Origin of the sequence: Pseudomonas sp. FW305-28 (genome assembly GCF_017351395.1) — a bacterium.
Taxonomy (GTDB): domain Bacteria; phylum Pseudomonadota; class Gammaproteobacteria; order Pseudomonadales; family Pseudomonadaceae; genus Aquipseudomonas; species Aquipseudomonas fluorescens_AA.
Window position 1 is genome coordinate 41,398 of the sequence record NZ_JACNDD010000022.1, and the last position, 14,362, is coordinate 55,759.

General features: G+C 60.8%; 13 protein-coding genes. 12 read left to right on the forward strand and 1 reads right to left on the reverse strand.

Features of this window, described 5'->3' with window-relative positions; all coding sequences use genetic code 11:
* Nucleotides 1-249 precede the first annotated feature (249 nt).
* The 12 genes from J4E53_RS07790 (at nucleotide 250) to J4E53_RS07845 (ending at nucleotide 13,603) form a co-directional block, all read left to right on the forward strand.
* Nucleotides 250-1,101 carry an MIP/aquaporin family protein gene (locus J4E53_RS07790; protein WP_103308473.1) on the forward strand — a complete coding sequence of 284 codons (852 nt, stop codon included), beginning with the start codon at nucleotides 250-252 and terminating at the stop codon, nucleotides 1,099-1,101.
* An 85-nt stretch (nucleotides 1,102-1,186) separates the two neighbouring features.
* Nucleotides 1,187-2,692 carry a glycerol kinase GlpK gene (gene glpK / locus J4E53_RS07795; protein WP_060740931.1) on the forward strand — a complete coding sequence of 502 codons (1,506 nt, stop codon included), beginning with the start codon at nucleotides 1,187-1,189 and terminating at the stop codon, nucleotides 2,690-2,692.
* Nucleotides 2,693-2,777: 85 nt separating this feature from the next.
* Complete coding sequence (locus tag J4E53_RS07800) at nucleotides 2,778-3,533, forward strand: DeoR/GlpR family transcriptional regulator (RefSeq protein WP_003204973.1); 756 nt, start codon at nucleotides 2,778-2,780, stop codon at nucleotides 3,531-3,533.
* Nucleotides 3,534-3,754: 221 nt separating this feature from the next.
* Nucleotides 3,755-4,489: a hypothetical protein gene (locus J4E53_RS07805; RefSeq protein WP_103308474.1), complete on the forward strand. Its 735-nt coding sequence runs from the start codon at nucleotides 3,755-3,757 to the stop codon at nucleotides 4,487-4,489.
* Nucleotides 4,490-4,710: 221 nt separating this feature from the next.
* Nucleotides 4,711-6,249: a glycerol-3-phosphate dehydrogenase gene (gene glpD, locus J4E53_RS07810; protein ID WP_103308475.1), complete on the forward strand. Its 1,539-nt coding sequence runs from the start codon at nucleotides 4,711-4,713 to the stop codon at nucleotides 6,247-6,249.
* 448 nt (nucleotides 6,250-6,697) lie between these two features.
* The gene (locus J4E53_RS07815) at nucleotides 6,698-7,612 is read left to right on the forward strand and encodes a glutamate/aspartate ABC transporter substrate-binding protein (protein ID WP_060740928.1); all 915 of its coding nucleotides are present in this window, start codon (nucleotides 6,698-6,700) and stop codon (nucleotides 7,610-7,612) included.
* 191 nt (nucleotides 7,613-7,803) lie between these two features.
* Nucleotides 7,804-8,550, forward strand: coding sequence for an amino acid ABC transporter permease (locus tag J4E53_RS07820; protein ID WP_092201528.1), 747 nt, complete (start codon nucleotides 7,804-7,806; stop codon nucleotides 8,548-8,550).
* Nucleotides 8,550-9,221, forward strand: coding sequence for an amino acid ABC transporter permease (locus J4E53_RS07825; RefSeq protein ID WP_060743144.1), 672 nt, complete (start codon nucleotides 8,550-8,552; stop codon nucleotides 9,219-9,221). The genes J4E53_RS07820 and J4E53_RS07825 overlap by 1 nt, the downstream gene beginning before the upstream one ends.
* A complete protein-coding gene (locus tag J4E53_RS07830) occupies nucleotides 9,218-9,952 on the forward strand; it encodes an amino acid ABC transporter ATP-binding protein (RefSeq protein ID WP_003204983.1) in 735 nt (244 codons plus the stop codon). Before J4E53_RS07825 ends, J4E53_RS07830 begins: the two co-directional genes overlap by 4 nt.
* A 70-nt stretch (nucleotides 9,953-10,022) precedes the next feature.
* Nucleotides 10,023-11,924 carry an ATP-binding protein gene (locus tag J4E53_RS07835; RefSeq protein WP_060740926.1) on the forward strand — a complete coding sequence of 634 codons (1,902 nt, stop codon included), beginning with the start codon at nucleotides 10,023-10,025 and terminating at the stop codon, nucleotides 11,922-11,924.
* Nucleotides 11,921-13,249 (forward strand): sigma-54 dependent transcriptional regulator, encoded by a 1,329-nt coding sequence (locus J4E53_RS07840; RefSeq protein ID WP_058546102.1) that lies wholly within the window; start codon nucleotides 11,921-11,923, stop codon nucleotides 13,247-13,249. Before J4E53_RS07835 ends, J4E53_RS07840 begins: the two co-directional genes overlap by 4 nt.
* Nucleotides 13,250-13,273: 24 nt before the next feature.
* Complete coding sequence (locus J4E53_RS07845) at nucleotides 13,274-13,603, forward strand: GlpM family protein (protein WP_170842284.1); 330 nt, start codon at nucleotides 13,274-13,276, stop codon at nucleotides 13,601-13,603.
* A 42-nt stretch (nucleotides 13,604-13,645) separates the two neighbouring features.
* On the opposite strand, the gene J4E53_RS07850 is transcribed toward J4E53_RS07845, so the two are convergent.
* On the reverse strand, nucleotides 13,646-14,260 hold the full coding sequence (locus J4E53_RS07850; RefSeq protein ID WP_103308476.1) for an NAD(P)-dependent oxidoreductase: 615 nt from the start codon (nucleotides 14,258-14,260) through the stop codon (nucleotides 13,646-13,648).
* Nucleotides 14,261-14,362: the final 102 nt, after the last annotated feature.

The following is a 14,362-nucleotide window of genomic DNA, read 5'->3' on the forward strand; positions in this document are numbered from 1 at the left end:
GCGCTGCCTCTATCGGTGACGCATCGCCAAGGGGAGAGTCATTCACAGCACGAATAGTTGAAATGTGACCAATGGTTCACTTTCGACCTTTGACACCAGCGTTTCTTGTCTATATTTTTTCGAAACTGAAAGCCACATTACATGTCTCAAACAGCAACCCGAGTTCAGGATGGGGATCCTGCCTCGGTGGAAATCGCGTAATCGTGCTGTACTGAACGCGCTGCAAAACAACAAAAAACCGAGGTTTGAATGACAACTGCTTTACAACAGCCGTCCCTGTCCAGCCAATGCCTGGCGGAATTCCTGGGAACTGGCCTGCTGATTTTTTTCGGCACCGGCTGCGTCGCGGCGCTCAAGGTCGCGGGTGCGAGCTTCGGTTTGTGGGAAATCAGCCTCATCTGGGGCGTCGGCGTCAGCATGGCGATCTATCTGAGCGCAGGCATTTCCGGCGCCCACCTCAACCCCGCCGTCAGCATCGCCCTGTGCATGTTCACCGACTTCGAAAAGCGCAAGCTGCCTTTCTATATAGTGTCCCAAGTGACCGGTGCTTTCTGCGGCGCCCTTCTGGTCTACACGCTGTACAGCAATCTATTCTTCGATTTCGAACAGTCCCGGCACATGGTTCGCGGCACCGAAATGAGCCTCGAACTGGCTTCGGTGTTCTCCACCTACCCGCACGCGGCACTCTCCACTGGCCAAGCCTTCCTCGTGGAAGCGATCATCACCGCCATCCTGATGGGGGTGATCATGTCCCTGACCGATGACAACAACGGTTTGCCCCGTGGTCCACTGGCCCCCTTGTTGATAGGCCTGTTGATAGCCGTGATCGGCAGCTCCATGGGGCCGCTGACGGGCTTTGCGATGAACCCGGCGCGGGACTTCGGTCCTAAACTGATGACTTTCTTCGCAGGCTGGGGTGAAATTTCCCTCACGGGTGGACGCGACATCCCGTACTTCCTGGTTCCGATTTTTGCACCGATCGTGGGTGCGTGCCTCGGTGCTGCGGCCTATCGCGGGCTGATTGCCCGCCACCTGCCCAGCGCTGTAACAGCTACAAAGGATGCAGAACCGGCCATTGACGGCAAGCCCAGAACATCCTGAAACAGTCGGCGCAGGCCCTGCCATTCGAAGCCTGCGCCGTGGCTTCTTTTACGTCTCCCTTTATGAAAGACCCGAGGCAATCGACATGACCGATATCCAGAACAAGAACTACATCATTGCCCTCGACCAGGGTACGACCAGCTCGCGCGCGATCATCTTCGACCGTGACGCCAATGTGGTCTGCACCGCCCAACGCGAATTCGCCCAACATTACCCGCAGGCCGGCTGGGTCGAACACGACCCGATGGAAATCTTCGCCACCCAGAGTGCGGTCATGGTCGAAGCGCTGGCCCAGGCCGGCCTGCACCATGACCAGGTGGCCGCCATCGGCATCACCAACCAGCGGGAAACCACCGTGGTCTGGGACAAGACCACCGGCCGGCCGATCTACAACGCCATCGTCTGGCAGTGCCGCCGCAGTACCGAGATCTGCCAACAGCTCAAGCGCGACGGCCACGAGCAATACATCAGCCAGACCACCGGCCTGGTCACCGACCCGTACTTCTCCGGCACCAAGCTCAAGTGGATCCTGGACAACGTCGAAGGCAGCCGCGAGCGTGCGCGCAACGGTGAGCTGCTGTTCGGCACGGTCGATAGCTGGCTGATCTGGAAATTCACCGGTGGCAAGGTCCACGTCACCGACTACACCAACGCCTCGCGCACCCTGCTTTTCAACATCCACTCGCTGGAATGGGACGCGAAGATGCTCGAGATCCTCGACATCCCCCGGGAAATGCTCCCGGAAGTGAAGTCGTCCTCGGAAATCTATGGCCGCACCAAAAGCGGTATCGCCATCGGCGGCATCGCCGGCGACCAGCAGGCCGCCCTGTTCGGGCAGATGTGCGTGGAGCCGGGCCAGGCGAAAAACACCTACGGCACCGGCTGCTTCCTGCTGATGAACACCGGGAAAAAGGCCGTGAAATCCAATCATGGCATGCTCACCACCATCGCCTGCGGCCCCCGTGGCGAAGTGGCCTACGCCCTGGAGGGCGCTGTATTCAACGGCGGCTCCACCGTCCAGTGGCTGCGCGATGAACTGAAGATCATCAACGACGCCCTGGATACCGAATACTTTGCCAACAAGGTCAAGGACAGCAACGGTGTGTACCTGGTGCCCGCCTTCACCGGCCTGGGCGCGCCGTATTGGGACCCCTATGCCCGTGGCGCACTGTTTGGCCTGACCCGCGGCGTACGGGTCGATCACATCATTCGCGCAGCACTGGAGTCGATTGCCTACCAGACCCGCGACGTACTCGACGCCATGCAACAGGATTCGGGTGAACGCCTCAGGGCCCTGCGCGTCGACGGTGGCGCGGTGGCGAACAACTTCCTGATGCAGTTCCAGGCCGACATCCTCGGCACCCAGGTCGAGCGGCCGAAAATGCGTGAAACCACGGCCCTGGGTGCGGCGTACCTGGCCGGCCTGGCGTGCGGCTTCTGGGGCAGCCTGGAAGAACTGCGCGGCAAAGCGGTGATCGAGCGCGAATTCGAACCGCAACTGGACGAGGCGGCGAAAGAAAAACTCTATGCCGGCTGGCAGAAAGCGGTCAGCCGCACCCGCGATTGGGAGCCCCATGAAGACGCTGAATAAAGCCTGATAAGGTTCTGAAACTGGTCGGGAGTGGATTCCTGCGGCATCATGGGCAAATTTTGTATGGCAGCCCAAAGGAAGCCCCATGAATCTGCCTCCCCGCCAGCAGCAAATCCTCGAACTGGTCCGCGAACGCGGCTATGTCAGCATCGAGGAAATGGCGCAGTTATTCGTTGTCACTCCGCAAACCATCCGCCGCGACATCAACCAACTGGCGGAAGTGAACCTGCTGCGCCGCTACCACGGCGGCGCCGCCTACGATTCAAGCGTGGAAAACACCGCCTACGCCATGCGCGCCGACCAGATGCGCGACGAAAAACAACGCATCGCCGAAGCCATCGCCGCCCAGATCCCCGATCACGCCTCGCTGTTCATCAACATCGGCACCACCACCGAATCCATCGCCCGGGCCCTGCTCAATCACAACCATCTGAAGGTCATCACCAACAACCTGCACGTGGCTTCGATCCTCAGCGCCAAGGACGACTTCGAAGTCCTGATCGCCGGCGGCAACGTACGGCGTGACGGCGGCGTGGTGGGCCAGGCCAGCGTCGACTTCATCAACCAGTTCAAGGTCGACTTCGCCCTGGTGGGCATCAGCGGGATCGATGAAGACGGCAGCCTGCTGGACTTCGACTACCAGGAAGTGCGGGTTTCCCAAGCCATCATCGCCAACGCCCGGCAAGTGCTGTTGGCCGCGGACTCCAGCAAGTTCGGACGCAATGCCATGGTCCGCCTGGGCCCCATCAGCCTGATCGATTGCCTGGTGACCGACCAGCAACCGGTGCCGGCCCTGGCGCAGTTGTTGAGCCAGCACAAGATTCGGCTGGAGGTGGTCTGACTGCCATCTATCCCTCCAGCGTTACGGGCCTGAAAATTCTGCTAGTTTGAAAGTAGCCAAGCTGTCGAATACCAGATTTGCTGACAGACCCTGACATTGGGTTTGTGCCCTCTCATTCCTGCGTTCGTTTGGAGATCCGCTGCGCACCAGCCGAGCGGGCGTTAACCAAATGACCACGGCACGTAGTAGCTGCCATAACTTGAGTGTGTGGAGCTACTACTATGAACGATCCGATAAAAAGCCTGCGTTATCTTCCCGGCATCCATCTTCTTGATCGTCCGATGGTCATGGACGTCCCTCCAGAGTCGGGGGTGCTGGATTTGCCCGCGGTTCCTGACTCAGGGGTTGTGGTCCGCGTGGCGGTCTATCCGGAAATGGCAAAAAACGACACGGTCCAGCTGTTATGGCGAGGCAGTCATGAAGCGAGCAGTTACTACACGAAGTTATCCGTAAGAGATACGGAGCGCTTTCTGGATTTCATTGTGCCCAAGAGCGTTCTACTGGCAGACCCAGGCACGCCTGCGGGAGGTGATATAGCGCGCCCTCAGGTCAGCTACGAGGTTTTTCCGGCTTCCGGTGGTACGAAGAAGGAGTCGGCGATTACCGGACTGTATTTTGTAGTCTCCTGGGCATCAACCCCGTCGAACCCACCTCCTACTGTGCCCGCGGCAGCTGATGGCCTGCTGGACCCGGACCAGATCGCCGCCCCCGGGCTCACTGTTCTTTTCCCCCGACTTGTGGTTATTGACGCTCGATGGACAAGCTATGGACGCGACGGCAGAGTGATCTATATGGAGCGCTTTGGGGTAGGCCCTGATCTCTCTGTAGTCATTGTTCGCCCTATCCTGGACCTGACCGAGGATGGCGGAGAAGTACGCATTACCTACTACACGGGTAATGATGAAAACGTTCTCATACATTCGCTTTCCGCCGTCCTGCAAGTCAGCCGCAGTTGATACCAAGCAAGCCCCGGCGATGCGCTATCCGTGTCGCCGGTGCCATTTCCCCAAGCCTGCCCCCACGCCCTAATTTCTTCGAAAATTTTCCTTTCACTTTCCTTTGATCAGTATTTTCAATCAAAGACGGCTGGCTGTTGCCGTCTTTATGGGCTAGTATTTTCGCAAATGAACATTTATGTTCGAATTCAAATATTACGAAAAGAACCCGAGGCCAGCCGATGCCCACTTCTACCTTGCCTACGCCCCCTCTCGCCGAGATCTATGACGTCGCCGTCATTGGCGGCGGTATCAATGGCGTGGGGATTGCCGCGGACGCTGCCGGTCGCGGTCTTTCGGTGTTCCTTTGTGAAAAGGACGACCTGGCCAGCCATACCTCGTCGGCCAGCAGCAAGCTGATCCACGGTGGCCTGCGCTACCTCGAACATTACGAGTTCCGCCTGGTGCGCGAAGCACTGGCCGAACGCGAAGTGCTGCTGACCAAGGCCCCGCACATCGTCAAGCAAATGCGCTTCGTGCTGCCCCACCGCCCGCACCTGCGCCCGGCCTGGATGATTCGCGCCGGCCTGTTCCTCTACGATCACCTGGGCAAACGTGAACAGCTCGCAGGCTCCAAAAGCCTGAAATTCGGTGCCGACAGCGCATTGAAAAGCGAAATCACCAAAGGCTTCGAATATTCCGACTGCTGGGTCGACGATGCGCGACTGGTGGTGCTCAACGCCATGGCCGCCCGGGAAAAAGGCGCACATGTCCACACCCGCACCCGCTGTGTGAACGCCCGCCGCAGCAAAGGCCTGTGGCACTTGCACCTGGAACGCGCCGACGGCAGCCTGTTTTCGATCCGCGCCAAGGCGCTGGTGAACGCCGCCGGTCCTTGGGTCGCCAAGTTCATTCGCGACGATCTGAAGATGGAGTCGCCCTACGGTATCCGCCTGATCCAGGGCAGCCACCTGATCGTGCCGAAACTCTACGAAGGCGAGCACGCGCACATTCTGCAAAACGAAGATCAGCGCATCGTGTTCACTATTCCGTATCTGAACCAGTTCACCTTGATCGGCACAACTGATCGGGAATACACCGGTGACCCGGCCAAGGTAACGATCACCGAAGGCGAAACCGATTACCTGCTGAAGGTGGTCAACGCCCACTTCAAGAAGCAGATCAGCCGCGACGATATCCTGCACAGCTATTCCGGCGTACGTCCGCTGTGCAACGACGAGTCCGACAACCCGTCGGCCGTCACCCGGGACTACACCCTGGCGCTTTCCGGTGGCGGCGAAGAAGCGCCCTTGCTGTCGGTGTTCGGCGGCAAGTTGACCACTTATCGCAAGTTGGCCGAATCGGCCATGGCGCAATTGGCGCCCTACTTCACGCAGATGCGCGGAAGCTGGACCGCCGTAGAGGCCCTCCCCGGCGGCGAAAACATGACCACCCCGCAAGCGCTGTGCTCGGCGTTGCGGGACAAGTTCGACTGGCTGCCGACCGACATCGCCCGCCGCTGGGCCACCACTTATGGCAGCCGTACCTGGCGCATGCTCGAAGGCGTGCATGACCTGGGCGACCTGGGCGAACACCTCGGCGCCGGCCTCTACACCCGCGAAGTCGATTATCTGTGCAGCGACGAGTGGGCCATCGATGCCCAGGACATCCTGTCGCGCCGCAGCAAGCTGGGCTTGTTCACCACCCCGGCCGAGCAGGAGAAGCTGCAGCAATACCTGGATAAGGTCGAGCACAACCGTCGCAAGATCGAAGCGGCCTGACCGATATCCCGCAACCCCCAAAGCCCCTGAATCCAGCGATTCAGGGGCTTTTTGCTATCTGGCGTCCACCGATGCCCCTGTGGGAGCGAGCTTGCTCGCGATGAGGCCAGCACATTCAACATCCATGGGACTGACACACCGCTATCGCGAGCAAGCTCGCTCCCACAATGAATCGGGGGGCACGCTCAAGCCATTCGGTTTTCCGAACACGACCCGCCAGTCAGTTCGGCTAACCGGATAAAACAGCCCGCCTAAAACCTGAAACAAAACATTAATCACCATTTAAAACAACAAGTTAAACAGACCACCCTGGCCTGGCACGAGTCATGCTCTACACTTCTGGAGACGAATGCCTGTACGCCAACACACCAGGAGCTGCCAGGTATCTCGAAGTACTCAGGGCCGACGAACCGGCCGAAATAAAAAAAACAATGTCGAGGAAACATCGATGCGTATCGTTCCCCATCTCCTGGGCGCAGCCATTGCTGCCGCTCTGATCAGCACTCCGGTTTTCGCAGCCGAACTGACCGGCACACTGAAAAAGATCAAAGAGTCCGGCGTCATTACGCTTGGGCATCGCGACGCTTCCATTCCGTTCTCCTACATCGCGGACGCCTCCGGCAAGCCGGTCGGCTACTCCCACGACATCCAGCTGAAAGTCGTCGAAGCGATCAAGAAAGACCTGGACCTGCCCAACCTGCAGGTCAAGTACAACCTGGTCACCTCGCAAACCCGTATCCCGCTGGTGCAGAACGGCACCGTGGACCTGGAATGCGGCTCCACCACCAACAACGTCGAGCGTCAGCAGCAGGTTGACTTCTCCGTTGGCATCTTCGAGATCGGCACTCGGCTGCTGACCAAGAAAGATTCCAAGTACAAGGATTTCGACGACCTCAAGGGCAAGAACGTCGTGACCACCGCCGGCACCACGTCCGAGCGCCTCCTCAAGTCCATGAACGCCGACAAGCAAATGGGCATGAACGTCATCTCCGCCAAGGACCATGGCGAGTCCTTCCAGATGCTCGAAGGCGGCCGTGCCGTTGCCTTCATGATGGACGACGCCCTGCTGGCCGGCGAAGCCGCCAAGGCCAAGAAAGCCGACGACTGGGCCGTGACCGGTACACCACAGTCCTACGAAATCTACGGCTGCATGATGCGCAAGGGCGACGAGCCGTTCAAAAAGGCTGTGGATGACGCCATCAAGGCCACCTACGCTTCGGGCGAGATCAACAAGATCTACGAAAAATGGTTCATGCAACCTATCCCGCCAAAAGGCCTGAACCTGAACTTCCCGATGAGCGACGAACTCAAGGCATTGATCGCCAAGCCAACCGATAAAGCGGCTGACGACAAGAAATCCTGATTTCTGACTAACCTTATCTCCTGAAGGGGCCCGGCCCTTTCAGGGGATGGTCACTCCCTGCTGGCAAATTTGGAAAACACTCGAACCGGTGGCTGTCGAGCCGATCGCGTGTGCCTGGCCTCCAAGCCGGGCGGGAACGGAGCTTCCCCAGGCGGGCATTTGTATCTCGAACGATCTGAGGGGAGACCCTAATGAATTACAACTGGGACTGGGGCGTGTTCTTCAAGTCCACCGGCGTGGGCAGCGAGATTTATCTCGACTGGTACCTGGCCGGCCTGGGCTGGACCATCGCCATCGCCGTCGTGGCCTGGATCATCGCCCTGCTGCTGGGCTCGGTGCTCGGCGTGATGCGCACCGTGCCGAACCGGCTGGTGTCGGGGATCGCCACCTGCTACGTGGAACTCTTCCGTAATGTGCCGCTGCTGGTTCAGCTGTTCATCTGGTACTTCCTGGTGCCGGACCTGCTGCCCGCCGATATGCAGGAGTGGTACAAGCAGGACCTGAACCCGACCACCTCGGCCTACCTGAGCGTCGTCGTGTGCCTGGGCCTGTTCACCGCCGCCCGAGTCTGCGAACAAGTGCGCACCGGTATCCAGGCGCTGCCGCGCGGCCAGGAATCCGCCGCCCGAGCCATGGGTTTCAAGCTGCCGCAGATCTACTGGAACGTGCTGCTGCCCCAGGCCTATCGGATCATCATTCCGCCGCTTACCTCGGAATTCCTCAACGTCTTCAAGAACTCCTCCGTGGCCTCGCTGATCGGGCTGATGGAGCTGCTCGCGCAGACCAAGCAGACCGCCGAGTTCTCCGCCAACCTGTTCGAAGCCTTCACCCTGGCGACGCTGATCTACTTCACCCTGAACATGAGCCTGATGCTGCTCATGCGCATGGTCGAGAAGAAAGTCGCGGTGCCCGGCCTGATCTCCGTGGGGGGTAAATGATGGAATTCGATTTCACTGGCGTCATACCGGCCATTCCCGGCTTGTGGAACGGCATGGTCATGACCCTCAAGCTGATGGCCATGGGCGTGGTCGGCGGGATCATCCTGGGGACGATCCTGGCGCTGATGCGCCTGTCCCACAACAAGCTGATCTCCAACATCGCCGGCGCCTACGTCAACTATTTCCGCTCGATTCCGCTGCTGCTGGTCATCACCTGGTTCTACCTGGCGGTGCCGTTCGTGCTGCGCTGGATCACCGGCGAAGACACGCCGATCGGTGCATTCGGTTCTTGCGTCGTGGCGTTCATGATGTTCGAGGCGGCGTACTTCTGCGAAATCGTGCGGGCCGGCGTGCAGTCGATCCCCAAGGGCCAGATGGGCGCGGCACAGGCACTGGGCATGAACTATGGCCAGACCATGCGCCTGATCATCCTGCCCCAGGCATTTCGCAAGATGACCCCGCTGCTGCTGCAACAGAGCATCATCCTGTTTCAGGACACCTCGCTGGTCTACACGGTCGGCCTGGTGGACTTCCTCAATGCTTCGCGGGCCAATGGCGACATCATCGGCCGCTCCAATGAGTTCCTGATCGTCGCAGGTCTCGTGTACTTCACAATCAGCTTTGCCGCCTCGCTGCTGGTCAAGCGTCTGCAAAAAAGGTTCGCCGTATGATCTCTATCAAGAACATCAACAAGTGGTATGGGGACTTCCAGGTACTGACCAATTGCAGCACCGAGGTCAGCAAGGGTGAAGTTGTGGTGGTGTGCGGGCCATCGGGTTCGGGCAAATCCACGCTGATCAAATGCGTGAACGCCCTGGAGCCGTTCCAGAAAGGCGACATCGTGGTCGATGGCACCTCCATCGCCGACCCGAAGACCAACCTGCCGAAACTGCGTTCGCGCGTGGGCATGGTGTTCCAGCATTTCGAGCTGTTCCCGCACCTGACCATCACCGAAAACCTGACCATCGCGCAGATCAAGGTGCTGGGCCGCAGCAAGGAAGAAGCCACCAAGAAAGGCCTGCAACTGCTTGAGCGGGTCGGTCTCTCGGCCCACGCCCACAAGCACCCGGGCCAGCTCTCCGGCGGCCAGCAGCAACGCGTGGCGATTGCCCGTGCCCTGGCGATGGACCCGGTGGTGATGCTGTTCGACGAACCGACCTCGGCCCTTGACCCGGAAATGGTCAACGAAGTGCTCGACGTGATGGTGCAACTGGCCCACGAAGGCATGACCATGATGTGCGTGACCCACGAAATGGGCTTCGCCCGCAAAGTGGCGAACCGGGTGATCTTCATGGACCAGGGCCAGATCATCGAGGACTGCAAGAAAGAAGAGTTCTTCGGCGACATCAGTGCCCGCTCCGAACGCGCGCAGCATTTCCTTGAGAAAATCCTGCAGCACTAAAAACACCGCTCCCACAAGGGATCGGAGTTGGCTTGTAGATTTGTGTTGTGGTTGACCCAAGGCTTCTGTGATGAAATGCGACCCCACCCTTTATCGCGCCGCACCGCCATCACTCGCCGTGAAACCTCGCCTGATCCGCCATCTGTTCCTGCCGCCGCTGGTCATTGCGCTGATGATCGGCCTGGGTTACCTCGGCTTCTGGATCAGCGAGCACTATGGCGTACGTGGCCTCGCCGAGAATGGCGAGCGCCAGCTGGAACTGCACGCCCGTGCGGTCGAGAGCGAGATCAGCAAGTACACCTACCTGCCCAGCCTGCTGGAGCTTGAATCGAGTGTCTCGCAACTGCTCGACGACCCCACGCCCGAGCATCGCAAGACCGTCAACGAATACCTCGAAGGCCTGAACCGCCGCAGCCGCAGCCGGGCCATCTACGTGATGGACACCACCGGTCGGGTGATGGCCACCAGCAACTGGCGCGATGTCGACAGTTACCTGGGCGAAGACCTGTCCTTCCGCGCCTATTTCCAGAACGCCGTACGCGGCCAGCCGGGACGGTTCTACGGCATCGGCAGCACCAATGGCGAACCCGGCTACTACCTGGCCCATGGCCTGGAGCAACAGGGCAAGATCATTGGCGTGGCCGTGGTCAAGGTGCGCCTCGAAGCCATGGAAGAGCGCTGGCAGCGAGCGCGGCTGGAGGCGTTCGTCAGTGATGAGAACGGCATCATCATCCTGTCCAGCGACCCGGCGCGACGGCTCAAGTCGGTGCGCCCCCTGAGCGACGAGACCAAGGAGCGCCTGGCCCGCAGCCTGCAATATTATTGGTTCCCGCTCAACGAACTGGTGCCCCTGGCCCGGGAACGCCTGGCCGAAGGCATGGAGAAGCTGACCTTCCCGGCCAACACCGAACTGGTGTCCGACGAACGCGCCATCAGCTACCTGTCGCAGACCCGCCCCTTGAGCGATACCCCGTGGAATTTCACCCTGCTGACGCCTCTTGAAGACCTGCGTCGCCAGGCGATCAACCAAGGCATCCTGGTGGCCGTGGCCTTCGCCCTGGTGGCGTTCCTGCTGATCGCCTGGAACGAACGACGCAAGGTCATCGCCACCCGCCTTGCGGCCCGGGAAGCCTTGCAGGAAGCCAACAACCAGCTCGAGCGTCGGATTACCGAACGCACCACCGACCTGCGCGCCAGCAACGAACGACTCAAGGGCCAGATCCGCGAGCGGCGCCAGGCCGAAGAGACCTTGCGCCGGGCCCAGGACGAACTGGTCCAGGCCGGTAAACTGGCGGCCATCGGCCAGATGTCCACCAGCATCGCCCATGAGCTCAACCAGCCGCTGGCGGCGCTGCGCACCTTGTCCGGCAATACCGTGCGCTTCCTGGAGCGCGGCCAGCTGGACATCGCCAGCACCAACCTCAAGACCATCAACGAATTGATCGACCGCATGGGCCGGATCACCGCCAGCCTGCGCGCCTTCGCCCGGCGCGGCGACGACCAGGGCCGGGCGAGCCTGGGCAAGGCCGTCGAGGCCGCATTGCAATTGCTGGGCGGGCGCCTGGAAAACCTGGACATCCAGATCCACAGCGGTTTCGATGACGTCCAATTGCAAATCGACCAGACCCGCCTCGAACAGATCCTCGTGAACCTGATCGGCAACGCCCTGGACGCCATGCAAACGCAACCCGAGCCGAAACTGTGGCTCGACGGCCAGGCCGCCGATGGCAAATATCGCCTTCGGGTGCGGGACAATGGTCACGGCATCGATCCTGAAGCCCGCAAGCATTTGTTCGAACCGTTCTTCACCACCAAACCCGGGGAACAGGGCCTGGGCCTGGGCCTGACGCTCTCGGCGAGCCTGGCCGCCGCCGCGGGCGGGCACCTGGGCGTCGAGTACCCGCTCGAGCGTGGCACTACGTTTGTCCTCAATCTACCGTTGGTCAGCCTTTCACCTGCCGAGCCGCTATGAACCACGACCTGAGCGTACTGATCGTCGAAGACGACCCCCACGTCCTGCTGGGCTGCCAGCAGGCCCTGAGCCTGGAGGACATTCCCTGCATCGGCGTGGGCAGCGCCGAAGAGGCCCTGGAGCGAGTCGACGATAACTTTGCCGGCATCGTCATCAGCGATATTCGGCTGCCGGGCATCGACGGCCTGGAACTGCTGACTCGTCTCAAGGCGCGGGACCGCAGCCTGCCGGTGGTGCTGATCACCGGCCACGGCGACATTTCCATGGCCGTCGGAGCCATGCAAAAAGGCGCCTATGACTTCATGGAGAAACCCTTCTCCCCTGAGCGCCTGGTGGACGTCGCCCGTCGCGCCCTGGAACAGCGCAGCCTGGCCCGGGAAGTGTCATCGCTGCGTCGGCAACTGGCCGAACGCGACTCCCTGGAAGGCCGGATCATTGGCCGCTCGCCGGCCATGCAGCATCTGCGCGCGCTGATCGCCAACGTCGCCGACACCTCGGCCAACGTCCTGATCGAAGGCGAAACCGGCACCGGCAAGGAACTGGTCGCCCGCTGCCTGCATGATTTCAGCCGGCGCCACGACAAGCAGTTCGTCGCGCTGAACTGCGGCGGCCTGCCGGAGAACCTGTTCGAAAGCGAGATTTTCGGCCACGAGGCCAACGCCTTCACCGGGGCCGGCAAACGCCGGATCGGCAAGATCGAGCACGCCGATGGCGGCACGCTGTTTCTCGATGAAGTGGAAAGCATGCCCCTGCCCTTGCAGATCAAGTTGCTGCGCGTGTTGCAGGAACGCACCCTCGAACGCCTGGGCTCGAACCAGAGCGTGGCGGTGGATTGCCGGGTGATCGCCGCCACCAAGTCCGACCTGGACGAAATGGGCCGGTCCGGGCAATTCCGCAGCGACCTGTATTACCGCCTCAACGTGGTGACCCTGGAACTGCCGCCCTTGCGCGAGCGGCGCGAAGACATCCTGCAATTGTTCGAGCATTTTCTTCAGCAGTCGTCCCTGCGCTTCGACCGCACGGTGCCGGAGCTGGACAACCAGACCCTGTCGAACCTGATGAGCCACGACTGGCCGGGCAATGTACGCGAACTGCGCAACGTCGCCGAGCGCTACGCCCTCGGCCTGCCGGCGTTCAAGCGCTCCGGTGCCAGTGGCGGCAGCCAGGGCCTGGCCTTCGCCGAAGCGGTGGAAGCGTTCGAGCGCAACCTGCTGGTGGACGCCCTGCAACGCAGCGGCGGCAACCTGACCCAGGCCAGTCAGGAGCTGGGCATGGCCAAGACCACGCTGTTCGACAAAGTCAAAAAATATGGCCTGAGCCATTAACCGAAGGGTGAACGTGTGGACCTGATTTTCAAGGCGGCGCTGGGTGCAGCCGTGGTGGTCATCCTGGCGATGCTGGCCAAGACCCGGAATTACTACATCGCCGGGCTGGTACCGCTGTTCCCCACCTTCGCCCTGATCGCCCACTACATCGTTGGCAAAGGCCGCTCGGTGGACGACCTGAAGACCACCATCGTGTTTGGCATGTGGTCGATCATTCCGTACTTCGTCTATCTCGCAACGCTGTACGTCATGGTCGACCGCCTGCGCCTCGAAGCCTCATTGGCCGTGGCAGCCGTCGCCTGGCTGATGGCTGCGACGGTGCTGGTCACCGTTTGGGTGCGGGTGCACGGCTGATCCCTGTAGGCGCTGCTCGACAGCGCCTACAAAACCTACGGCTCAATAGCCGACAGTAAATCGCGTCCGCGAAAACTGCGGCGTCTCCACTTCATCGATCAGCGCAATGGCGTAGTCGGCAAAGCTGATCCAGCTACGCCCGTCGGCGTCGAACAGCAGGTGATCCTTGCCGACACGGAACTGGCCCGTGCGCTCGGTTTCCACGAACTCCGCCGAAGGCGAGAGGAAGGTCCAGTCCAGGTCCTGTTCCTTGCGCAGCACATCCAGGAACAAGGCACCGGCGCTGGCTTCAGCCAGGTATTCCTCCGGGAAGCCGTCGCTGTCGATCACCCGGCTGTTATCCGGCAGCAGCAACGAACCGGCCCCGCCGACCACCAGCAAGCGCTTGACCCCGGCGGCTTTCACCGGTGCGATGACCTTGTCTGCCGGCACGCTGGCAAAGTGCGTGGCACTGATCACCACGTCATGCCCGTCGATGGCGGCGATCAGCGCCTCGCTGTCCAATACGTCCACCTGCTTGCTGACCACCCCGGCCCTTTCGCCGATTTTCGCGGTGTTGCGGGCAATGGCCGTCACGCTGTGACCACGGCGCAGGGCCTCTTCCAACAGTTGGCTGCCGGCCCGGCCGGTGGCGCCGATGATTGCGATCTTGCTCATGGTGTTCTCCAGTGATTACACATAAATGCCATTTGAAACGGTTGACGCGGTACATCGTCGTGGCATATGTGGCGAGGGAGCTTGCTCCCGCTGGGTCGCGCA